The 21,620-nt window shown below is 63.1% G+C and carries 28 protein-coding genes; all 28 read left to right on the forward strand.

What is annotated here, in order from left to right; translation table 11 throughout:
• The first annotated feature begins 15 nt into the window (after positions 1–15).
• The 28 genes from GXP39_11145 (at position 16) to flgM (ending at position 21,598) form a co-directional block, all read left to right on the forward strand.
• The gene (locus GXP39_11145; protein NOZ28592.1) at positions 16–636 is read left to right on the forward strand and encodes a CheY-P-specific phosphatase CheC; all 621 of its coding nucleotides are present in this window, start codon (positions 16–18) and stop codon (positions 634–636) included.
• On the forward strand, positions 614–1,165 hold the full coding sequence (locus GXP39_11150) for a chemotaxis protein CheD (GenBank protein NOZ28593.1): 552 nt from the start codon (positions 614–616) through the stop codon (positions 1,163–1,165). The genes GXP39_11145 and GXP39_11150 overlap by 23 nt, the downstream gene beginning before the upstream one ends.
• A gap of 33 nt (positions 1,166–1,198) precedes the next feature.
• A complete protein-coding gene (locus GXP39_11155; GenBank protein NOZ28594.1) occupies positions 1,199–1,648 on the forward strand; it encodes a response regulator in 450 nt (149 codons plus the stop codon).
• 145 nt (positions 1,649–1,793) lie between these two features.
• On the forward strand, positions 1,794–2,150 hold the full coding sequence (locus GXP39_11160; protein NOZ28595.1) for a response regulator: 357 nt from the start codon (positions 1,794–1,796) through the stop codon (positions 2,148–2,150).
• A 32-nt stretch (positions 2,151–2,182) separates the two neighbouring features.
• Positions 2,183–3,268: a chemotaxis response regulator protein-glutamate methylesterase gene (locus GXP39_11165; protein ID NOZ28596.1), complete on the forward strand. Its 1,086-nt coding sequence runs from the start codon at positions 2,183–2,185 to the stop codon at positions 3,266–3,268.
• Positions 3,234–4,040, forward strand: a complete 807-nt coding sequence (locus GXP39_11170; protein NOZ28597.1) for a protein-glutamate O-methyltransferase CheR — start codon at positions 3,234–3,236, stop codon at positions 4,038–4,040. The genes GXP39_11165 and GXP39_11170 overlap by 35 nt, the downstream gene beginning before the upstream one ends.
• Positions 4,037–4,552 carry a chemotaxis protein CheX gene (locus GXP39_11175; protein NOZ28598.1) on the forward strand — a complete coding sequence of 172 codons (516 nt, stop codon included), beginning with the start codon at positions 4,037–4,039 and terminating at the stop codon, positions 4,550–4,552. The genes GXP39_11170 and GXP39_11175 overlap by 4 nt, the downstream gene beginning before the upstream one ends.
• A 258-nt stretch (positions 4,553–4,810) precedes the next feature.
• Complete coding sequence (locus GXP39_11180) at positions 4,811–5,515, forward strand: response regulator transcription factor (protein ID NOZ28599.1); 705 nt, start codon at positions 4,811–4,813, stop codon at positions 5,513–5,515.
• A 579-nt stretch (positions 5,516–6,094) separates the two neighbouring features.
• Positions 6,095–6,307, forward strand: coding sequence for a flagellar FlbD family protein (locus tag GXP39_11185; GenBank protein ID NOZ28600.1), 213 nt, complete (start codon positions 6,095–6,097; stop codon positions 6,305–6,307).
• A gap of 8 nt (positions 6,308–6,315) precedes the next feature.
• Complete coding sequence (locus tag GXP39_11190) at positions 6,316–7,101, forward strand: flagellar motor protein (protein ID NOZ28601.1); 786 nt, start codon at positions 6,316–6,318, stop codon at positions 7,099–7,101.
• Positions 7,102–7,104: 3 nt separating this feature from the next.
• Positions 7,105–7,887 (forward strand): flagellar motor protein MotB, encoded by a 783-nt coding sequence (locus GXP39_11195; GenBank protein ID NOZ28602.1) that lies wholly within the window; start codon positions 7,105–7,107, stop codon positions 7,885–7,887.
• Between the two features lie 21 nt (positions 7,888–7,908).
• A complete protein-coding gene (locus tag GXP39_11200; GenBank protein ID NOZ28603.1) occupies positions 7,909–8,496 on the forward strand; it encodes a hypothetical protein in 588 nt (195 codons plus the stop codon).
• A 32-nt stretch (positions 8,497–8,528) separates the two neighbouring features.
• Positions 8,529–9,608 (forward strand): flagellar motor switch protein FliM, encoded by a 1,080-nt coding sequence (fliM, locus tag GXP39_11205; GenBank protein ID NOZ28604.1) that lies wholly within the window; start codon positions 8,529–8,531, stop codon positions 9,606–9,608.
• 121 nt (positions 9,609–9,729) lie between these two features.
• Positions 9,730–10,248 carry a flagellar motor switch protein FliN gene (gene fliN, locus GXP39_11210; protein NOZ28605.1) on the forward strand — a complete coding sequence of 173 codons (519 nt, stop codon included), beginning with the start codon at positions 9,730–9,732 and terminating at the stop codon, positions 10,246–10,248.
• A gap of 16 nt (positions 10,249–10,264) precedes the next feature.
• On the forward strand, positions 10,265–10,876 hold the full coding sequence (gene fliO, locus GXP39_11215; protein ID NOZ28606.1) for a flagellar biosynthetic protein FliO: 612 nt from the start codon (positions 10,265–10,267) through the stop codon (positions 10,874–10,876).
• Positions 10,873–11,643: a flagellar type III secretion system pore protein FliP gene (gene fliP / locus GXP39_11220; GenBank protein NOZ28607.1), complete on the forward strand. Its 771-nt coding sequence runs from the start codon at positions 10,873–10,875 to the stop codon at positions 11,641–11,643. The genes fliO and fliP overlap by 4 nt, the downstream gene beginning before the upstream one ends.
• 21 nt (positions 11,644–11,664) lie before the next feature.
• Positions 11,665–11,934 carry a flagellar biosynthesis protein FliQ gene (gene fliQ, locus GXP39_11225; GenBank protein ID NOZ28608.1) on the forward strand — a complete coding sequence of 90 codons (270 nt, stop codon included), beginning with the start codon at positions 11,665–11,667 and terminating at the stop codon, positions 11,932–11,934.
• Positions 11,935–11,943: 9 nt separating this feature from the next.
• Positions 11,944–12,708 (forward strand): flagellar biosynthetic protein FliR, encoded by a 765-nt coding sequence (gene fliR, locus GXP39_11230; protein ID NOZ28609.1) that lies wholly within the window; start codon positions 11,944–11,946, stop codon positions 12,706–12,708.
• Positions 12,709–12,727: 19 nt separating this feature from the next.
• Positions 12,728–13,780, forward strand: coding sequence for an EscU/YscU/HrcU family type III secretion system export apparatus switch protein (locus GXP39_11235; GenBank protein NOZ28610.1), 1,053 nt, complete (start codon positions 12,728–12,730; stop codon positions 13,778–13,780).
• Positions 13,781–13,819: 39 nt separating this feature from the next.
• Positions 13,820–15,931 carry a flagellar biosynthesis protein FlhA gene (gene flhA, locus GXP39_11240; protein ID NOZ28611.1) on the forward strand — a complete coding sequence of 704 codons (2,112 nt, stop codon included), beginning with the start codon at positions 13,820–13,822 and terminating at the stop codon, positions 15,929–15,931.
• Entirely contained in the window at positions 15,915–17,090 is a 1,176-nt protein-coding gene (flhF, locus tag GXP39_11245) for a flagellar biosynthesis protein FlhF (GenBank protein ID NOZ28612.1), read from the forward strand. The genes flhA and flhF overlap by 17 nt, the downstream gene beginning before the upstream one ends.
• An 88-nt stretch (positions 17,091–17,178) precedes the next feature.
• The gene (locus GXP39_11250; protein NOZ28613.1) at positions 17,179–17,454 is read left to right on the forward strand and encodes a hypothetical protein; all 276 of its coding nucleotides are present in this window, start codon (positions 17,179–17,181) and stop codon (positions 17,452–17,454) included.
• A 161-nt stretch (positions 17,455–17,615) separates the two neighbouring features.
• Positions 17,616–18,455, forward strand: coding sequence for a FliA/WhiG family RNA polymerase sigma factor (locus GXP39_11255; GenBank protein NOZ28614.1), 840 nt, complete (start codon positions 17,616–17,618; stop codon positions 18,453–18,455).
• Entirely contained in the window at positions 18,448–18,915 is a 468-nt protein-coding gene (locus GXP39_11260; protein NOZ28615.1) for a hypothetical protein, read from the forward strand. Before GXP39_11255 ends, GXP39_11260 begins: the two co-directional genes overlap by 8 nt.
• Complete coding sequence (locus tag GXP39_11265) at positions 18,912–19,646, forward strand: anti-sigma factor (GenBank protein ID NOZ28616.1); 735 nt, start codon at positions 18,912–18,914, stop codon at positions 19,644–19,646. Before GXP39_11260 ends, GXP39_11265 begins: the two co-directional genes overlap by 4 nt.
• Positions 19,643–20,386, forward strand: a complete 744-nt coding sequence (locus GXP39_11270) for a flagellar hook-basal body protein (protein ID NOZ28617.1) — start codon at positions 19,643–19,645, stop codon at positions 20,384–20,386. Before GXP39_11265 ends, GXP39_11270 begins: the two co-directional genes overlap by 4 nt.
• Positions 20,387–20,400: 14 nt before the next feature.
• Positions 20,401–21,168 carry a flagellar hook-basal body complex protein gene (locus GXP39_11275; GenBank protein ID NOZ28618.1) on the forward strand — a complete coding sequence of 256 codons (768 nt, stop codon included), beginning with the start codon at positions 20,401–20,403 and terminating at the stop codon, positions 21,166–21,168.
• Between the two features lie 121 nt (positions 21,169–21,289).
• Complete coding sequence (flgM, locus tag GXP39_11280) at positions 21,290–21,598, forward strand: flagellar biosynthesis anti-sigma factor FlgM (GenBank protein NOZ28619.1); 309 nt, start codon at positions 21,290–21,292, stop codon at positions 21,596–21,598.
• The last annotated feature ends 22 nt before the right edge of the window (positions 21,599–21,620 follow it).

A 21,620-nucleotide genomic window follows, 5' to 3' on the forward strand; every position in this document is an offset into this window, starting at 1 on the left:
TGGAGGAGGTGTCGGGTGAGCGGAGGGAATGGTCAGTTTGATCGCGTGATGGAGGCGATCACGAAACAGGGGCTGTCCACCACGGCGGAGGGGCTGTCCACGATGCTGGGGCGCCCCATCCAGGTGCAGGTCCCTCGTGTGAGCAGGGTCCCCATCCGTGATGTCGCGAATCGTGTGGGCGGCCCGGAGCAGCTCATCGTGGCCGTGTATCTCATGACTACGGGGGATCTTCCCGGCCATATCATGCTGATCCTACCCCATGAGAGCGCGTTGCGGCTGGTGGATATGCTGCTGGAGCAGCCCGAGGGGACCACGCAGCAGCTGACTCCGCTGGGGGAGTCGGCTCTGGGCGAGGTAGGCAACATCTCTGCATCCATGTTGCTCAACTTCATCGCGGCGACGCTGGGACTGAGCGCTCGTCCATCGCCGCCGGCCGTCATCGTGGATATGGCAGGCGCCATTTTGGACGTGATCCTGACCAGCGTCTGCCAGTCGGATGATGAGTTGCTGTTGTTGGAGGCGGTTTTTCAGGGACCGGATCGCAAGATGGAGGTGTACTTCTGGCTCGTCCCCGACAATGGCGCGGGCTTGGACGCTTTCGGAGGCGACGAGGATGGCGAACAGGCGATTGTCTGACGACAAGGGACGGAGCGAACATCTGCAGGATAAGAACACGATCGCCGTTGGCCTTGGGGAGATGGTGGTGACCAAAGATAGGGAACACGTGCTGGTGGCTTATGGGTTGGGATCGTGTATCGGGTTGGCCGCTTATGATCCGATGGGGCCGGTGGCTGGGATGCTCCACGCGGTGTTGCCGATGCGCCGCAATGGGGATGACAATCTGTACAAGTTTGTGGACACGGGGATACCGGCGTTAATCGACGAGATGAAGCGTATGGGGGCGAGTATGCGCCGGATCCGGTGGTATGTGGCGGGCGGAGCTCATATGTTGACCGCCCCCGGATTCAAGGGGATGTTCGACATTGGGCGTCGAAACGTGGAGATGACGCAGCGGCTTCTGACCGAATACGGGATCGAGCCGGTGGCCATGGCCGTGCGTGGAAGCAAGGGGCGTACGCTCAAGCTATATGTGGCCAGTGGCCGCGTTACGGTTCGCTTCGCTGGAGGGGAGGAGAAAGTTCTGTCTGTCGCCGGCAAGCGCTGAGAGAGATCGTTCGTGGGAACGCGGGGAGGGGATATGACTCGGATCGGCAGGGACGGCCAGCTACAACAGGTCCATTCCCATGAACGGGGGAATGGGACGGCATCTGCAGAGATGCGCCCGGCGATCCTCATCGTGGATGACGATCCGGAGCTGCGTCGATTGATCTCGCTGATCCTGGGGGATCGATATCAGGTGTTGGAGGCGAACAACGCGGACGAAGCGATCCGGGTGTTGGATCGATCCGCCTTTGGCCCCGCGGGATCTCAGATCAAGGTTGTCCTCCTGGACATCATGATGCCGGGCATGGACGGGATCACGCTCTGTCGACGCATCAAGAAGGAGTTCGGGGTTCCCGTCATCATGTGCACTGCCCGGGTGACGAAGGGGGACGTGCAGGCGGCTTTGCGTAACGGGGCGGACGATTACCTGGCAAAGCCCTTTGATCATCAGACGTTGATCACCCGGGTGGCCAGGTACACATAGATACGTCATTGATCGAATCTGCGATGCGATTGTGGAGAAGTGGGTAGAGGGGATAACGGATTCTGGGCCCCATTGGGGCTTGGAGTAACGACCGTCTCAGGAGTCATCATGCAAAATCCATCTGGGACTGAGGGAGGCTCGGAAGATGCCAAAGGTGCTCGTCGTGGATGATGCGCAATTCATGCGTATGCGCTGCGCTCGATTGCTCACAGAAAAGGGGTTTGAGGTGGTAGAGGCGGAGAACGGGGCTGAGGCCGTCCGTGTGTATCAGGAACAACGTCCGGACGTCGTTTTGATGGACATCACGATGCCGGAGATGGATGGCCTCACCGCCTTGAAAGAGATTCGCCGCCACGATCCCAACGCTCGCGTGGCCATGTTGACCGCGTTGGGCCAGCAGGGGATCGTGATCGAGGCGATTAAATCGGGGGCTCGGGACTTCATCGTCAAACCGTTTGATGCCGACCGCGTGTTGCAGGCGGTGAACAAGCTGCTCTCATAGCGTCGTATACGCATTGGAAAGCGAGGGGAGCCATGATTCGAGTACTCGTCGTGGACGATTCGGCGTTCATGCGGGCTGCGCTGACCCGGATCCTCGATCAAGACCCGGAATTGGAGGTCGTGGGGACGGCCCGGGATGGCGTGGAGGCCTTGACGAAGGTGGAATCCCTGCAGCCCCATGTCATCACCCTGGACGTAGAGATGCCCCGCATGAACGGGCTGGAGTTCCTGGCCCGTTTGATGAAAGAGCGCCCCATGCCGGTCGTCATGCTGAGCAGCCTCACGCAGGAGGGGGCTGATACGACGATCGAGGCGTTGACGCTGGGGGCGGTGGACTTCGTCCCAAAGCCCGATCGGACGATCTCCATTCATCAGGTCGCCCCCGACCTGATCACTAAGATCAAGCGGGCAGTCACGGCGAAGGTGTCCCCGGGCCCGCGTCGCCGCCCGTTGCGACGGGATGGCCATCGCAGTCGTCCGAGGATCGTAGCGACCCGTGAGGACTGGGATCGGGTGTTGGTGATCGGCTCCTCCACGGGAGGACCTCGTGCGCTGCGGGAGGTGTTTAGCGGACTCCCAGGGGATCTGCCGGCCCCTGTGCTGGTGGTGCAGCATATGCCGCAAGGGTTCACCCGCTCCCTGGCGGAGCATTTGAACGAGTGCTCGGAGCTGGAGGTGAGGGAGGCGAGCGCAGGTGATCGCCTTGAGCGCGGCGTGGCGCTGCTGGCCCCGGGGGGATATCACATGACCGTGCGTCGCAGCGGCGTGATCCGTCTGGACCAGGGGCCGACGGTGAACGGTGTGCGGCCTGCGGTAGATGTGACCCTGCTCTCGGCTGTGGCGGCCTTTGGCGCCCGGGTTGTGGCGGCCATCCTGACGGGCATGGGGCGTGATGGAACGGACGGAGCGCGAGCGCTGAAACAGGCGGGCGGATACGTGTTGGCGGAGCATGAGTCGACCTGCGTGGTGTATGGCATGCCCAAGAGCATCATCACGGAAGGGCTTGCGGACGAGGTGGCCGTGATCGAGGAGATGGCCCAAGCCATCGTTCGTTATCTGGAGAAACCCATAAGGGAGCGGAAGGATGATCGAGCAAGACTATCGGCTCGTGTATCGTAAGATCAAGCGGCTGACGGGCATCGACCTATCTTACTACAAGGGACGTCAGGTACAACGTCGCCTGGAGGCGTATCTCAGGCGCAGCGGCGCGGCGAACTGGAGGGAATACCTCCATCGCCTGGAGCAGGATCCTCAGGAGGTGAAGGCTCTCCGGGACTATCTGACGATCAATGTCTCCTGTTTCTTCCGGGACCCGCACAAGTTCCAGTATCTGCGGGAGAAGATCCTGCCCGAGCTCGTGCGGCCGGGGGGAAAGTTGCACATGTGGAGCGCCGGGTGCTCCTATGGCGCCGAGGCGTACACGCTCGCCATCCTGGGCGACCTGACGCGGGCGAGGTGGTTCCAGGTATGGGCTACGGACGTCGATCGCGGGGCCCTGACCAGGGCGCGAGCCGGGGGGCCGTATACCGATGAGGATGTGAAATATGTGGCGCCGGATCTCCTGAAGCGATACTTTGACCGACGGGATGATGGGTTCTACGTCAAGCGGACTTTGCGCCGTCATGTGGTGTTTGAGGAGCACAACCTGCTGGAGGATCAGGTGACGCGAGAGTTCGACCTGGTCCTGTGCCGTAACGTGATCATCTACTTCTCGGATGAGGCGAAGCGAAAGGTGCTGACGCGCCTGGTGGGGGCGCTGCGACCGGATGGGGTGCTCTTTATCGGGGGGACGGAGGTGATCTCCACCGCGCTGGCGCGGGAATTGGGCCTTCAGTCGGCAGGCATTTCCTTCTATCGAAAGATGGCTCACGTGATGGAGGGCGTGGTATGAACGTGAAATTCATCAATCCGTTCGTGATCGCCGCGGGGGAGGTCTTGCGGTCCGAGGTGCAGGCGGATGTCCGTCGAGGTGAGGTGAAGGTTTCCAATTCCGCCCACACGCAGAACGAGGTGACGGCCCTGTTCACCCTGGTAGGCCAGGTGGAGGGCGTCGTCATGTACGGCATGAGCAAGGAGATGGCGCTGGCCTTTGTGTCCAAGATGTTGGGCCAGCCGGTGGAGGAACTGGACGAGCTGGCGCAGAGCGGGATCGCCGAGCTGGGGAACGTGATCACGGGACATGCCAGCACGCTGTTGGCCTCGCAGGGGTATCACACTGACATCTCCGTGCCCACGCTCATCATCGGCGCCGGGGCGCAGATCTCCACGTTGGACTTCCAGCGGTTGGTGGTGCCTCTGGTTACCCAGTACGGGACTCTGGAGGTCCAGCTGGCGCTCCGGGAGAGGAGGAATGGCTCCTCATCGTCTCGGCAGGAGGTGGCGGGAGCCGCCAAGCAGGCGTGATGGGGCTGGAGATCATCGGATTGGCGGGGTTGTCAGGGGATTATGCTTTGTTTACAAAGGTTGGTACTATGGCGCTATCCTCGAAAGCGGGGCGAGCACTTATATTACATGTGGCCATTACCCCGCTTAGCCGGGAAGCACCTCAAAAAATCTTAATCTACGCTCCTAGATATTTGCCCCCATCTCCCTCACCAGAGGGATGGTCTGGCTATCATCAGGACCTATACGAGTAGGACGGATTGAAGGAGGTTCTCGTCTATGGCGAACATACTGGTCGTTGACGATGATGTCCGCGTGTGCAAAATGATCGAGGCTGTCTTGAAGGGTCAAGGGCATTTTGTGGTGACTGCGAACAACGGTACGGATGGTCTGGAGCAGGCCACGAAGCTTCTCCCGGATCTGCTGATCCTGGATGTGATGATGCCCGACTTGAACGGCTTTGAGGTCTGTCGTCGTCTACGATCCAGTGCGCGGCTGTCAGATGTTCCAGTCATGTTCCTGACCGGGCGCGGCATGGTGGACGACCGTATCGAGGGGTTTGAGGCGGGTGCTGATGATTATCTGGTGAAGCCCTTTGATCTGCGGGAGATGGAGCTGCGTGTGGAGGCCCTGTTGCGGCGCTCCGGGAATGGGAAGAAGAATGGCAATGGCGCCACTCCCAAGCAGCTGGAGGCGGGCGGCATGCGTTTGGATATGACGAAGTATCAGGTGGAAGTCAACGGGCGTACGGTGCAACTGACCCCTGTCGAGTTCGAATTGCTCCATTACCTGATGAGCCGGGCTGGCGAGGTGGTCTCCGCCGAGAAGCTGTTGCAGGAGGTCTGGCGCTACTATCCGGGCACCGGGGATCCCACCGTCGTGCGCATGCAGATTATGAATCTGCGGAACAAGATCGAGCCAACACCCAAATCACCGAAATATATCCGCACCCGGTATCGGCACGGATACTACGTGCCAGCCTGATCAGATTCTCGGGTGGGAACCAAGGACGGAGCCGGCCGCTCTCAAGGAGGCCGGTTCTTTGTTTTTCCCTGATCAAAAAGTCCTTCTTCTGCCTTCGACCTGCCCGGCCTTGGCCAGCCTCCAGCGGAAAAGGCCAAGAAAGGCAGGTGTGGGCCGGAAAAGTGGGATTTCCATTGAGGGGGCTTTCCCTCCACACCTCCCCCTGTAGGGTTGGTAGCTGAGGGAGACCCTCAGAGTGTGTCTTAGAAATGCCGTGCTTCTGCTGTGGGGAGGCCCGGAGGGGCGGAGCCCCTCCGGAAAAAGCCTTTCTCCCGCCTTCGACCTGCCGCCTTCGACCTGCCCGGCCTTGGCCAGCCTCCAGCGGAAAAGGCCGAGAAAGGCAGGTGCGGGCCGGAAAAGAAGGGCTTCTGTGCAGGTCGGAAGGGCTGCAGGGAATGATACGAGACTTTTACGATGGCTTTACGCTCCGTTTATCCGCCCATTCTGGGGCGTATGCTAGGATGCCCTGTGGAAGGGCGGAGGGCTTCCGTCCCACCGTGCTGTCTTGGCGACGGAAGCATATACGGTGGAGGAAATCCTGTGATCCATGTGACCCGGTTGGACGGTAGCGATCTGGTCGTCAACGCGGAGTTGATCGAGACGATAGAGCAACGTCCTGATACGGTCATCTCCCTCACGACAGGGCGCAAATTGGTCGTGCAGCAATCGGCGGAAGAGATCGTCGAGCGTGTCATCCTGTATCAGCGACGCATCCATGGTCCGATAGAGATTATCACCCGCAGTAAGGAGTAAGGGTTGGCATGAACATCGCGACCATCTTGGGGCTGGTAATCGGCTTCGGAGCGCTGTTGGCTTCCGTGGTGATCGAGGGGGGCGAGCTGGTTGCCCTGCTGAACGTGTCCGGCGCGTTGATCGTGTTCGGCGGTACCTTCGGCGCGGCGCTGGTGAGCTTCCCCTTGGAGCGCGTGCTGGTGGTCCCCAAGCTGATCGCCCGTACGCTGGGTGGGGGAGGTCTGGAGCCCGAACGGATCGTCTTGCAACTCGTCGAGCTGGCCGATAAGGCACGTCGACAGGGTCTCCTCTCCCTGGAGGAGGAGGAGGGCAATATCACGGACCCCTTCATGAAGAAGGGGATCATGCTGGTGGTGGACGGTGTGGACCCGGCGGAGGTCCGCCACATCCTGGAGACGGAGACGCACCTGATGGCGGAGCGTCACGCCCAGGGCTACAGCATCCTGGAGGCGATGGGCGGGTACGCGCCGACCATGGGGATCATCGGGACCGTGATGGGGTTGGTGCACGTGTTGAGCAACCTGGAGGACCCATCGGAGCTAGGTGCCGCCATCGCCGTGGCGTTCATCGCCACCCTGTACGGCGTGGCCTCCGCGAACCTGGTCTGGCTGCCTCTGGGCTCCAAACTGAAGGAGAGCAGCGCGGAAGAGGTGCTGATGCGCAAGATCATGACCGAGGGGATCCTGGCCATTCAGGCGGGTGACAACCCGCATATCGTGCGTCAGAAGCTGGAGGCCTATCTCCCGCCCAGCATCCGGGAGAAGATCAACCAGGCGTCTGGAGAGGGGGCGTAGGATATGGCCGGCGGACATGACTCGGGCGGTGGGCTTCGTTGGCTGCTCACCTATGCGGACCTTATCACGCTGCTGTTGGCGTTTTTCATCGTCATGTACGCCAGCTCTCAGGCGGATCTGGAGCGCTTTCACGAGGTGGCCGCCGCCATTCAGCGAGGGTTTGGCGTCGGCGTGAGCATTTTGCCCGCGGGAGGGGGGACGGGAATCCTCCCCGGCCAGGGGACATCGAGCGGGGGAGCCCTTCCCGTGGAGTCCCTGTCGCAGCGTAGCAAGGACTTCATGGCGATCTCAGAGGCTTTGGCGATCCAGAGCGCGATGCAGGGGACGGGGAAGTTCGTCGCCGTGAATATGCGTCGTGAGGGGATCGCGATCACGCTCTCGGGTGCGCTGCTGTTCCCCTCTGGGGGGACGGAGTTGAGCCCGGAGTCGGTCAAGGTGCTCGACGAGATCGCCCAGCTTCTGGCGGCACTGCCGAACCAGATCCGGGTGGAGGCGCACACGGACGACCTGCCGACCAACGACCCGCGGTACCCCACGAACTGGGAGCTCAGCGTGGCTCGCGCGGTGACCGTGGTGCGATACCTGATCGAGCATGGCATCGCCCCTGAACGCCTGATCGCGGTGGGGCGCGCCGAATACGATCCGTTGGTCCCGAACGATTCTCGGGAGCATCGAGCGTTGAATCGCCGGGCGGATATCGTGATCCTGTATCCTCCTGAGGACGAGGAGGAGAATGGCATCCCGAAACCGCCGTTGATGGAGTTGATGGAGTCTGGATCTGACTGATCTCGTTGGGTGGGAGCGCTTATGAAGAACCTACTCGCAAATCGCAAGCTGTTGATCATCGGTGGAGCGGTGGCTCTGTTCCTGTTTGGGGTCGGATACCTTGTTGTTCCGTCAAACCTGCCCAAGCCCATCCACATTCAGCTTGAGGTGGGGGGAAAGAGCGCGGAGGCCGCTCCGGCTCCCGTCCCTACTCCGACCCCGGAGGAGCCGGAATTGCCGGTGGCTCCGATACAGCACGTGGTGCCCAAGGGGAACGGCATCATGTTTCCCTTGGGGGAGCGGCTGGTGAACCTGGCGGACCCGGGCGGCTATCGCTATCTCCGGATCTCCATCGTGCTGGAGTTCCTGCCTGAGAGCGCTGAGTTCTATCATCTTCCTCCGGAGAAGCGCCGTGAGGAAGAGGAACTGTTCAAGGAGGAACTGACGCGCCAGAAGCCGGTCATCGATGATGTGATCACGTACGTGTTGAGCAGCAAGACGTTTGCTGAGGTCTTTACAGTGGAGGGCAAGGAGGAACTGAAGAAGGAGATCATGGAGAAGCTGAACGAGAGCCTGGGTAGCGGTAAGTATGTCGGAGCCGTGTATTTCACCGACTTCGTGGTGCAGTAGTCTGATCTCTCCGTGAGTTAGGGAGGCCCTGCGTGGCAGCTACGCCCAGTGACAACCTGTCCCAGGAGGAAATCGACGCCCTCCTGGCTGCTCTGCCAACTGAAGATGCAGATGCCTCCGATGCGGGGGAATCTGACGCGCCGCCGGAGCCGGAGGTCTCCATCCAGCCGTACGATTTCCGTCGCTCGAACAAGCTGTCTAAGGAGCAGATTCGTGCGCTTCGCATGATGCACGAGAACATGGGACGGCGGGCGGCGGTCTCCCTCTCCGCGTATCTGCGGACGACGGTGGACATGATCCTGGTGGAGATCGATCAGGGCACCTATGCGACCTTCCTGGCGCAGACGGCCGGGCCGGCGATCTATAACCTCGTCAGCCTGAAGCCCCTGCAGGGGCAGCTGGTCCTGGAGATCGGGGCTTCCCTGGCCGATGTGGTGATCGATCGGCTCCTGGGCGGGCCGGGCCGGGCCAGCGAGCACCAGCGCGAGCTGACGGATTTGGAGCTGTCCCTTCTGCAGGGGTTTGTGGAGCGGATTTTGGACAGCCTGGCGGAGGCCTGGTCGGCCGTGCTGCCCGTGGAGCCCCAGGTGAACGAGACGCTGCTGAACCTGTATTTCGTGCAGGTCGGCTTGCTGTCCGACGCCACCGTGTGGGTCGTGTTCGAGGTGCGGATCGGCGAGTCGAGCAGCCATCTCCGGCTGGGCTTGCCCTATGCGTTGCTGAAACCCGTCAGCGCCAAGCTGAGCCCTCAGGCGTGGATCGCCGGGTCCGAGGCGCATGTGGACGTCATGCAGGGTGTGGATGTGCGATATCTGCGTGCGCACCTGCAGGATGTGCCCGTGACCATGGTAGCGATCCTGGGGGAGACGGAGACGACGTTTGAGGAGCTTTACAAGCTGAAGCCGGGGGATCTCATCCCCTTGGACTCGGCGGCTGGCCGGGATATCAAGGTGTACGTCGGGGGCCTGCACGAATTCTGGGCACGCCCTGGCGTCCGTGGGAATCGCCTGGCCATCGAGATCACCCAGGTTTTGAAGAATCGGAAGAACGGCATTGACGATGTCTCAATGGAGGAGAACGGCTCCAAAGAGACCTCGGAAGGGATCGCATAAAGCCGGATGAGGTTTGACTAGTAGCACCGCTCGCGATGATCCACGGAACTGAGCGAGATGTGGGAGGCGAGATATCGTGACGGATTCACAGCCACTTGATCCGCAAACGGATCCGCAATCCATGGAGATCCAGGACTCGGAGCTTGAGGCCCTGGGGGCGCAGGAAGTGGAATTCGAGCCCCCGGAGATTCAACTGCCGGAGTCGGAGGACCAGGAGGCTCAGGAGCCTCCGCAGGAGGCAAAGTCGGACACCGCGGTGTCCGGCTCGCAGGCTCTGGACGAGTCACTGGCCCAGCAGGTGCAGGTGGAGGAGATATCCACCCAGCCGTCGGAGTCAGGCTGCCCGGACTGGGAGGACAATGGCCAGGAGGAGGGCGCCGACGGCAACCTGGACCTGCTGTTGGACGTGCCCCTGCGGGTGACCGTCGAGCTGGGGCGCGCCGAGATGCCCATCCGGGAGGTTCTGGCTCTGAGGCCGGGCTCCGTGGTGGAGCTCAGCAAGGTGGCGGGCGAGGCGGTGGATATCCTGGTCAACGGCAAGCTGATCGCCCATGGCGAGGTGGTGGTCATCGACGACATGTTCGGCGTGCGCGTGACGGACATCATCCCGCCGTCGGCGCGCGTGCGATCTCTGAGTTAGGCGCGGAGACGAGAGGATGCGTGCGACGCGTGTGGGGCGGTGGTGGCTGATCGGGCTGTTGTGCCTGGCCGTGTGGGGGACGTCCGGGGCGGTGACGGGGTGGGCCCAGGAGCCCTCGACGGACCTGGCGCGCCCCGCCGCGGAGACGGAGCCTTTTATCCGGGATTACGAGGACCTGATGCCGGCGGTGCCGGCCGAGCCGGAGCCGATGGGATGGCGTACCGGGCTGGGCGTGGTGGGCAGCCTGGGCCTGGTGATCCTGGTCGCCTACGGGAGCATCTGGGGGATGAAGCGGTTCCTGATGTCCCGGGAGGGCCCGGGGGGGACGACGGCGCTGATCCGGGTGCGGGAGCGGGTGAATCTGTCCCCCAATCGCGTGCTCTACCTAGTCGAGGTTGGGGACCGGGTGCTCCTGCTGGGGGGCACGGATCAACAGATCACCACGCTGGCGGATTTGGAGGCGGAGGCCCTCGAGGAGGGGGAGTCGTTTGCCGAACGGCTGGCCCAGGCGACCGATGGGGAGCTGACGCCGGTGATGGCGTGGCGGGATAACGTGGAGACGGCGTTGGAAGGGCTGCGATCCGCGATCGGGCGGTTGCGAGATCTGGATCGGGCGGAGGAGCTATGAGTCGGCGAACGGGTCGCCATCTGCTGCTGATCGTGGTCGCGTTGTCCGTCCTCGTGTTGGCCGGATGCACGGTCCAGTCGAGCGGCGGGGAGACGCCGGAGGTCGATCTGCGCGTCGGGATGCCCGGCGACGCGCAGCAGATGACGGTGGAGCTCCAGCTCCTGATCATGCTCACCACCCTGGCGTTCATCCCGTTCCTCCTGATCGTCACGACGGCCTTCATCCGCATCACCGTGGTCCTGTCCATCTTGCGGAGCGCGATCGGGCTGCCCCAGCTGCCGCCCAATCAGCTCATCATCTCGCTCTCTTTGTTCCTCACCTTCTTCGTCATGGGGCCGGTGTGGGATCAGGTGAACCAGGATGCGATCCAGCCCTTCCTGGCGGGGACGATCTCACAGGAGGAGGCGCTGGATCGAGGGTTGCGGCCCTTGCGGGAGTTCATGCTGCGGCAGGTGCGTGAGGAGGACATGGCGTTGTTCATCCGGCTGGCCGGCCTTCCTCGCCCGCGCACCCCGGACGATGTGCCGACGCGGGCGTTGATCCCGGCCTTCGTGATCAGCGAGCTCAAAACGGCCTTCCAGATGGCCTTCGTCATCTATGTGCCCTTCCTGGTGGTGGACATGGTGGTGTCCAGCGCCCTGCTGTCCATGGGGATGATGATGTTGCCGCCCACCGTGGTCTCCCTACCGTTCAAGCTTTTGCTCTTCGTGTTGGTGGACGGATGGCATCTGGTGGCGCGCTCGCTGGTCCTGAGCTTTCAGGTGTGATGGTGGGGATCGGAGGGTAGGATGACGGACGCGATGGTGATGGAGCTGGGGCGTCATACGTTGATCATCACGCTGAAGCTGGCGTTGCCGCTGTTGCTCACCAGCCTGGTGGTGGGAGTGCTCGTGAGCCTGATCCAGGCGGTGACCCAGATCCACGAGGTCACCCTGACCTTCGTCCCGAAGATCCTGGCCTTCTTCCTCGTCCTGGCGTTGCTGGGCTCCTGGATGCTGCAGAACCTGTTGCAGTACGCGGCCAACCTGTTTAACAGTCTGCCGAATTTCGTGCGCTGAGGGGATCGGATGGAGCTCACGATTGCGGGAGGTTTGCTGGAATATGCGGCGCTGGTGTTCGTGCGGCTGCTGTCCGTCTTCTCCACGGCGCCGATCTTCGGACATCGGAGCGTCCCCGCGCCGGTCAGGATCGGGCTGGCGATGGGGATGACCCTAACGCTCCTGATGGCCGTCCAGCAGCCGTTCACCCCGTTCGCCGACGGGTGGGACTTCCTGCTGGCGTTGGGCGGCGAAGTGGTGATCGGGCTCTTGATCGGCTTCGTCAGCATGCTGATCTTCTACACGTTGGAGATGGCGGGGGGGATCATCGGCGCGGGGATGGGGCTGCAATTCGCCGCTTCCATCAGCCCGGTGCTGCCGAGCCAGGGGGGGATGGTTCAGCAGTTCTACGTCCTGTTCTCCATCCTTCTCTTCCTGGCGATAAACGGGCATCATGCCTTCCTCCTGGCCCTCGGCCGCACGCTGGAGGTGCTGCCACCCGGGGCGTTCCCCCAGGGCGATCTCGCCATGGAGCACCTGATCCGTATGAGCTCAGCGATCTTTCTCAGCGCGATGCAGATCGCATTGCCCGTGCTGGCGTCCCTGATGCTTACGGACATCGCGCTGGCTTTGATGAACCGGGTGCTGCCGCGAGTCCCCGTTTTCATCGTGGGGATGCCCTTGAAGATGGGGGTGGGCCTGGTGGTGTTGATCGCGACGCTGCCCGTGATGGCGCCCGTGATCCTGCGTGTGCTGGATCAGATGGCCCGGAACGTGCTGCTGATCGTTCAGTAGTCGGCGGGGAGGAAGGTTCGTGGCGGAGCGCACGGAAAAACCCACACCTCGTCATCTGGCACGGCTGCGGAGGCGGGGACAGGTTCCCAAGAGCGCCGAACTGAGCAGCGCGATCGGGCTGATGGTCGGCATCTACCTGCTCCGCTCGCGCGGCGCCGAGCTTATTCGGGCGCTGGAGCAGCTGATGCGAGACATGTTCCTGGCGCTGGCCACACAGGATCTGACGCCTGCCACGGTCCAGGCGCGTGGCTCGAAACTGGCCCTGTGGGCCATGACGTTGATGGCGCCGCTGGTCCTGGGGGCGATGGTGACGGGGGTTTTCGCCACCGTGGTGCAGACCAGAGGACTCGTCGCCCCCGCGTTGCTGAAGCCCACCTTCAGCCGGATCAACCCGGTGAACAACCTCCGGCAGCTGCTCTCCCGCCGGGGCCTGGTGGAACTGCTCAAGGACATCGGCAAGATCGCTGTGCTCGGCTTCGTCGTGTTCCAGGCCCTCTCGGGGCAGATCATGGGCATCGCGGCCGCCTCAACGATAGGGGTCTCGGCGGGTGTGCAGCTGCTGGGCGGCGCCGTGTACAAGATGGCCGTCCGGGTCTCGTGGCTGTTCCTGGTGCTGGCCATCATCGATTACATCTATCAGCGGCGGCAGTTCCAACAGAGCAGCCGCATGACCAAAGAGGAAGTGAAGGAGGAGATGCGCAGCGCGGAGGGGTCTCCTCTGACCAAAGGGCGGCTGCGTCGAGAGCAACGGAAGTGGGCGCTGCAACGCATGATGCAGCAGGTGCCCAAGGCGGATGTGGTGGTGACCAACCCGACCCATCTGGCCATCGCGTTGCAATACGATGGGCGTACCATGCTGGCGCCCACGGTGGTGGCCAAGGGCAAGGGATTCATCGCATCCCAGATCGTCAAGATCGCGCGTCAGCATCGCGTGCCCATCGTGGAGAATCGTCCGTTGGCGCACGCGTTGATCCGGCTGGAGATCGGCACGCAGATCCCGCCGGAGCTGTACCAGGCCGTGGCCGAGGTGTTGGCCTTCGTGTACCGGCTGCGTCGGGCTCGAATCGCATGACGAGGATGGTGAGGAACGATGCTAGGCTCTAGCGCGGATATGCTTCAGACACGGACCTTCAGCCGAATTTTGCAGCAGAGTGACATCGTCCTGGCGGTGGCCGTCGTGGCCATCGTGGCCATGATGGTGATCCCGCTGCCGCCGGTCGTGCTCGACCTGCTGCTCACGTTGAATATGAGCGTCTCCATCACCATCTTGCTGATCACCATGTATGTGCGGGAGCCGTTGCAGTTCAGCGTGTTCCCTTCCCTGTTGCTGATCGTGACGCTCTTCCGGCTGGCGTTGAACGTCTCCGCCTCCCGACTGATCCTCCTGCACGGGTATGCCGGGGAGGTGATCCAGGCCTTCGGGAATTTCGTCGTCGGCGGGAATTACGTCGTCGGCATCGTCGTGTTCCTCCTGCTCATGATCATCCAGTTCTCCGTGATCACCAACGGCGCCGGCCGCGTTGCCGAGGTGGCCGCCCGTTTCACCCTGGACGCCATGCCCGGCAAGCAGATGAGCATCGACGCGGACATGAACGCCGGCCTGATCAACGAGGAGGAGGCGCGTCGGAGGCGGCACCTGATCGAGCTGGAGGCGGATTTCTACGGCGCGATGGATGGCGCCAGCAAGTTCGTCAAGGGGGACGCCGTCGCCGCGGTGGCGATCATCCTGGTCAACATCCTGGGCGGTTTTGCCATCGGCATCTTGCAGCAGGGCATGCCCCTGACCGAGGCGCTGAAGACGTATACCCTGCTGACCGTCGGCGATGGGTTGGTGTCCCAGATCCCCGCCCTGCTGGTGTCCACGGCGACGGGCATCATCGTGACCCGCGCCGCCTCCGAGAGCAATATGGGGCAGGATGTGCTCCGTCAGACGGTGGCCAACCCGCGTGCGCTCATGATCGTCTCCGGCATGTTGCTGCTTTTCGGCCTGGTGCCGGGGCTGCCCAAGTTGCCCTTCTTCTTCCTGGGGGCCGTGGTCGGCGGCGCGGGCTATCTGCTGGATCAGTCGGCGAAGGAGGCCCCTCCGGAGCAGGCGGAGGAGGCGCCTCCGAAGCCCGCCGAGGAAACGGAGGATATGACGGCGTTGCTCCAGGTGGATCCGTTGGAGCTTGAGCTGGGGTATGGCCTGATCCCGCTGGTGGACGAGGGACAGGGCGGCAACCTGTTGCAGCGCATCAGCGCGATCCGCCGCCAACTCGCCCTGGAGATGGGGTTTGTGCTGCCCAAGGTGCGGATCCGTGACAACCTGACGCTGCCCCCGAACGTGTACGTCATCAAGGTGCGTGGTGAGGAGGTAGCTCGCGGTGAGGCGATGCCGCATCACTTCCTGGCCCTGGCGCCGGGTGGCGACGCGGCTCAGCAGGGTGGGCTGATCGAGGCGTTGGGCGAGGTCGAGGGGATGCCCGCCAAGGAGCCGGTATTCGGCATGCCCGCCCTTTGGATTGATCAGCAGACGAAGGAGAAGGCGGAGGTCCTGGGATACACGGTGGTGGATGCCAGCTCGGTGGTGACGACGCACCTGACCGAGGTGGCGAAGGCGCATGCCGCCGAGCTGCTGAGCCGCCAGGAGGTGCAGAAGCTGATCGAGGGGCTGCGGGATCGCTATCCGGCCGTGGTGGACGAGGCGCTGAGCGATCGGGTCGGCGTGGGGCTCATCCAGAAGGTACTCCAGAACCTGCTCGACGAGCGTGTGCCCATTCGCGACCTGGTGGCCATCATCGAGGTCGTGCTGGACCACGCGCAGGAGACCCGGGACCCGGACACGCTGAGCGAATACGCCCGGCTCGTCCTCAGCCGCAGCATCACGAACCAGCTCAAGGCCCCCGATGGCGCGCTGCACGTGCTCACGTTGGGGCCGTCCGTGGAGTCGCGTCTGATCGAGGGGCTCCAGTCCACGGATTGGGGCACCACCATCGCGCTGGAGCCGGAATGGGCGCAGAAGCTGGTCCAAAAGGTCGCCGCTCAGATGGAACAGATGGCGGCCAGGGGGTTCCAGCCCGTTCTGCTGTGCTCCAGCCGGCTGCGGCTGCCGCTGTATCGATTCTTGCACCGGGCGCTGCCCACGCTGACCGTGCTGTCGTATAACGAGGTGAGCTCCGGCGTGGAAGTGTACACCGAGGGTATGGTCGAGATCGAAGAGGGCGACGATGACCATGCGAGTTGAGCGATTCCAGGCGCAGGATATGACCCAGGCGCTGGCGATGATCAAGGCGCGCCTGGGGCCTCATGCGGTGATCCTTCACTCTCGGCGAATTCGCAAGGGGCTGTTGCGACGCTCCGTGTTCGAGGTGATCGCGGCCGTGGACGAGCAGGAGCCGCCCGCCTCGCCGCCTCCTGCGGCTGTGGCGCAGCCGCCTAAGGAGCTCCTGGCGATGCGGGAGGACCTGGCCGCCTTGCAGGAGGCCGTGACCCGGCTGACCTGGGAGGTGCGGGGTGCCCGCCTGCCCGCCGTGGCGCCGGGTTTGCAGATGATCTATTCGCATCTCGTGGCACAGGGGGTGTCCGCGGAGCTGGCCTCCGATTGCGTCATGGCGGCGGCGGAGGAGTTGAGCCCCAACGCGGCCAATGATCTGGACACGGCCCGGGCCAGTGTGGCCCGTCACCTGCAGGGCAAGATCCGGACCTGCACGCCCACCGTCGGCGATCGGCCGGGCAGAGTGATCTTCCTGGTCGGGCCTACGGGAGTGGGGAAGACGACCACGCTGGCCAAGCTGGCCGGCCGCTGGACGCGAGAATGGCACCGGTCGGCCGTGTTGGTCAGCATCGATACCTATCGGGCGGGCGCGATGCCCCAATTGCAGGCCTATGGGGAGGTGCTGGGCGTCCCGGTGGAGGCGGCCTACACGCCGGAAGAGTTCGCCGCGCTGGTGCGGGCCTATGGCGATCGGGATCTGATCTTCGTGGACACGGCGGGGCGTCATCAGCAGGATCAGGCCTACCTGGATGAGCTGGGCACCTTTGTGGCCGCGGTGGACTCCTGCGAGGTCTACCTGGCCATCGCCGGTCCCACCTCCTACGCGGACATGGAGGGGATCGTCCGCCGCTTTGAGGCGCTTCCGTTGACCGGAATGGTCTTGACGAAGGCGGATGAGACAAGACGCCTTGGGGCGGCCGTCAGCCTTTCTCTCCAGGAGGATCTGCCCCTGGCGTACGTCACCACGGGGCAGCGGATCCCAGAGGATGTGGAGATCGCCTCAGCCCAGGATCTGGCGCGGTGGATCGTCTACGGGACGCGGGAGGGGGCAACGGATTCGGGGGATGGAGCACACCCGGTGAGTCACCAGGCGTCCGCCTCCCTGCCTGTCACGGAGACGTCGTTATGAGTTGCGATGGAACGGACCCGTCCTCTGGGCGGGTCGCTGGTCCGATAACCAGGGAATCCGAAGCATCCACGACGAAGGAGAGGCGCTTATGGGGATGTCACCAACGGTCATGAGAGCTGTGTACCTGATGAGTCTGGCGTTGGCCCTGCTGGTGGCCCTGACCAGCTTCATGTCGGGCGCCAGCTTTGAGGCGATGGTGAGCCGGAGCATGATCGCTTTGGCCGGCTTCGCCCTTCTCGGCCTGATGGCCATCTTGACGCTGACTCCCGACTCCTCCCCGGTTCGGATCGAGGAGGAAAAGCCCGAGGAGAAGTCCGATGGCGTGGGGACGGAGGGTGGCGAGGAGGTCGCCGACGCGGCGTAGAGATGCCTTCTGACGTGGGAGGGGGCTTCTCCGGCGCGATCGGGATCACTCGGCCTCCGTCCGCTGCTGGCCGTCCTGGCCCGTTGGATGGCGTGGTGTAAGCGGAGAAGGCGGGCGTCCGATCCCCGCCGCACTTACGGACGAGTGTAGGGGAACCATTGGTGGAGAACACGCGACGTTCACGTCGTTCCAGGGCATCCAACCACAAGGAGGATGCGCGCCTGGAAAAGCTCTGGGCGGAATACAAGGCCACTGGCGATCCGGCGGCGCGAGAGGCGCTCATCCTGGCCTACGCTCCGCTGGTTCGACGCGTCGTCGCGCGCATGGGGGTACAGCCCTCCGGTAGCATTGACGAAGAGGACTTGATCGGGTATGGAGTAGTAGGACTCATTGAGGCGGTGGAGCGCTTCGACCCGGAGTTGGGGAACCGGTTTGAGACCTTCGCCGTCAGCCGCATCCGGGGGAGCATCCTGGACGCTCTACGCTCGCTGGATCCGTTACCCCGCAGCGCCCGCCAGCGGGTGCACACCGTGCGAAGAGCTATCGGTGACTTGCAACAGCGCCTGGGGAGGATGCCGACGGATGAGGAGATCCTCTCGTATACGGGCATGGAGCAGGAGACGTACGAGCAGGCGCTGCTGGAGGCCGGATTCGCTATCCTCTCGCTGGATGCCCCTCTGGCCCCCTCGCAAGACGGTCAGACGACCTTCCTGGGGGATATGCTGAACGATCCGAACGGGGTGGAGCTGTCGACCGGCCTGGAGGAGGAGGAGCTGCGGGTGGAGCTGCAGGAGGCGCTGAGACGCCTTCCCCAACGTGAGCAGATCCTGCTCTCCCTGTATTACTATGAGGGGCTCACCATGAGGGAGATCGGCGAGGTACTGGGGCTTTCTCAGGCCCGGGTATGTCAGCTTCACGCGAAGGCGATCCTATCGCTGCGGGCCAGCCTGGGGGTCGAATCCCCGCCCAGGAGAGGCGCGAGGAGACGGATGTATGCATGAGGTGATCGCGGTCGTAGCCCTGGTAGTGGCTGTATGCGCCATGGTCATGGCGTGGAGGGCCTCGCGTCTGGCGGCCTCCGCTTCCTCCATCGAGGAGTGGGAGCGGGCAATGGCGAGGCTGTCCGAGGACCTCCTGCTGACGGCCGAGCAGGTGAGCGCTCATTTGGATCATCAGAGTGATGAACTGGAGGCGTTGCTGGATCGCGCCGAGCGCATGCGCGATGCGCTCCGCGCGCTTTCAGAGGATCGGATAGAGGAGCCGGTGCTGGACGAGGTACAGATCAGCCCGGAGGCGATGAAGCTGGAGACGGCCGAGGAGCCTCACGCTCCCCCCTCGATGGATCAGCGGATCCGTGAGATGCTGGCGCAGGGGAAGAGCGTGCGTGACATCGCCCGTCAAATGCAGGTGGCGCAGGAGGAGGTGGCGCTGCGACTGAAAATATCGGCACAGGAGGCATGATGATGGATTTAAACTCCTTCCCTCAGTGGGCTTGCCCTGAGGATCGCCCTTATCCCGGGCAGGATGTGGAGGATTGCTCCGGGCTTCGTTGTGTCCGGTTTGCCATAGTGATGGGGGTGCTGGCGGCCGTGCTGTTGCTCTCCATTGCCGTCCGAGAGGTGGAGGCGAACGGCGCTCCTGTGGATATCTTCCTGGACTTCATCCCCGGGATGTCCACCTGGGGGCCGGCGACGGCTACAGGCCATGCGGTGGTGTCCGTGGGCGAGGGGGAGGTGCGCCTGGAGATCCAGGGACTTCCTCGCCTGAAGGGGGAGATCTACCAGGTCTGGCTCCAGCGTGCGGATACCGGCGAGATGATCCCCGTGGGCACGTTTAACAGCGATGAGCAGGGGAATGGCCGGTTGCACGTGTTGCTGGATGACCTGCCGTACACCACCTATCGCATGATGCTCATCTCCGTGGAGCCAGGGCCTGATCCCAGCGAGGAGCCCAGCGATCGTTGGGCTCTGGTGGGGCGGTTCCCTAACACGGCCGTCGTGCCCGAGGCGTTGTTGAAGCAGGAGACCTCGGCCGAGGGCTCCTCGGACATCCCGCGGCCGGAGTTCCTTCCCGTGACCGGAGGGGAGACGGGCGGGCGCTCGATCTCACGAGATGTGATCGTGGGAGCTGCGGTGGTGTTCGGCATACTGATCTTCGTACTGTGGGGCGGACGGCAGGAGGAGACTCGATGAACCGAGGGATCTATTCGGTTGCCACGAGCATGAAGACCCTGTTGGAGCTGCAGTCGGTGCTCGCGAACAACCTGGCTAACGTCAATACCCCTGCCTTCAAACAGGAGATTCCGGTGCTCAGCCCGGCTGGGGACGTGCCGCTCGCCCAATGGGATGCGAACCGGGGCGCTGTGGCGGAGGTGGGGGCGCTTGGCATGGGCGTGTATCAGGGGGAACATCGGATCGATCTGTCCCAGGGGCCGTTGGAGGCCACCGATGATCCCCTGGCGCTGGCGATCAGTGGGGATGCCTTCTTCGTCGTGCAGACGCCGGAAGGGGAGCGATACACTCGCAATGGGAGTTTTGGCCGGGACGCGGCCGGTTATCTGGTGACTCATCATGGTTATCGAGTACTGGGCGAGGATGGGGCGATTCAGCTGCCCGATGGCGACGTCTCGATCGATCCCAACGGCGTGATCTGGGCGGGGGAAACGCGCGTGGCCCGGCTGGCCCTGGTGCGCTTCGCGGACCCGACGGCGTTGCAGCGCGTGGGCCAGGGCCTGTTCGCGGGGCAAAACCCCCAGCCCGTCCCGGAAGGGCAGGTGACCATTCAGCAAGGGTATCTGGAGCGTGCCAATGTGGATGTGTCTTCTGCCCTGATCACGATGATGACGGCGCTCAAGACGTATGAATCGAACCAGAAGCTGCTCAAGGTGCAGGATGAGACGATGAAGCGTCTGTTGGATCTTGGGCGGGTGTGATGGAGGGATAGGAGATGGATGCGACGCTGAGCTCGCTTTTGCGAATTGTAGCCAGTGGAATACGCGCTCGCGAGCAGGAGATCGACCTGATCAGCCACAATATCGCCAACCTGCAAACGACCGGCTACAAGCGCTTTCAGGCGATCACGGAAAGTGTGGCGCTCCCGTTGCCCAAAGAGGGAGGCGAGGGATGGGAGTGGCAGCCTGAGGGGACCCGCCTGGCGGCCACGCGTCGCGTCGTCCTGCAGGGCGCCATCGAGCCCACGGAGCGGGCCTGGGATCTGGCATTGGATGGCCCTGGGTACTTTCAGGTACAGCTGTCGGATGGGACGATCGCGTACACTCGGGATGGGGCGTTTCGCCTGGATGCCGAGGGGCGATTAGTCACCGCGGATGGCAAGCTGGTACTGCCGCCCATCACCATCCCCGCCGATGCCCGTGAGGTCTACGTCGATCGCGACGGCGCCGTTCTGGTGCAGGTGAACGGGCAGGTGCAGCAGGTGGGCGCGATTCAGATCGCCCGATTCTCCAATCCCGCGGGGTTGCAGGCGATTGGGGGGAGTTACTACATCGCGACGGCGGCCTCCGGCCCCGCCCAGGTGGCCCAGGCGGGCTCTCCCGGATATGCAGAGATCGTCTCCCGGGCGCTGGAGACATCCAACGTGGACCTGTCCACCGAGATGGTCTCCCTGCTCATCACCCAGCGGGCTTACGGGGTCTCCCTCCGCGCGCTGCAGATGGTGAATCGCATGTATGAATTGGCGGTAGAGATACAGGCCTGAAAGAATCCGTGAGATCGGGGGAAATTGGATTTAACGAGAGGCCGTTTTCTGCCGATAAATATTATAGGACGACTGTATACTCCGGAAGGCGAACGCAGCACATGGAAGGAGTAAGGGGGCGATGATCATTCCGGATAAGATCCCTTCTGAGATCTCACGGGCTTATCAATCCCAGCTCCCTCAGGTCGATGAGAGACTGGTGCAGGGGGCGCGTCAAACTGAGCAGGTGCAACGGGACGAGGTCACTTTCTCGGCGGAGGCACATGTTTTGCAGAAGGCGAAGACCGCCGCGATGGAGGCACCGGAGGTCCGTACCGACCGGGTGAACGAGCTCAAGCGGATGATTGAGGAGGGTACCTACCAGGTGCCTGTGGAGTCCCTGGTAGATCGGCTGCTCAAGGGGGGATATCCGGAGAATTACACGGAGTAAGGGGCCGTGGTGCCGAATCCCT

The organism is Chloroflexota bacterium (assembly GCA_013152435.1).
GTDB lineage: Bacteria > Chloroflexota > Anaerolineae > DUEN01 > DUEN01 > DUEN01.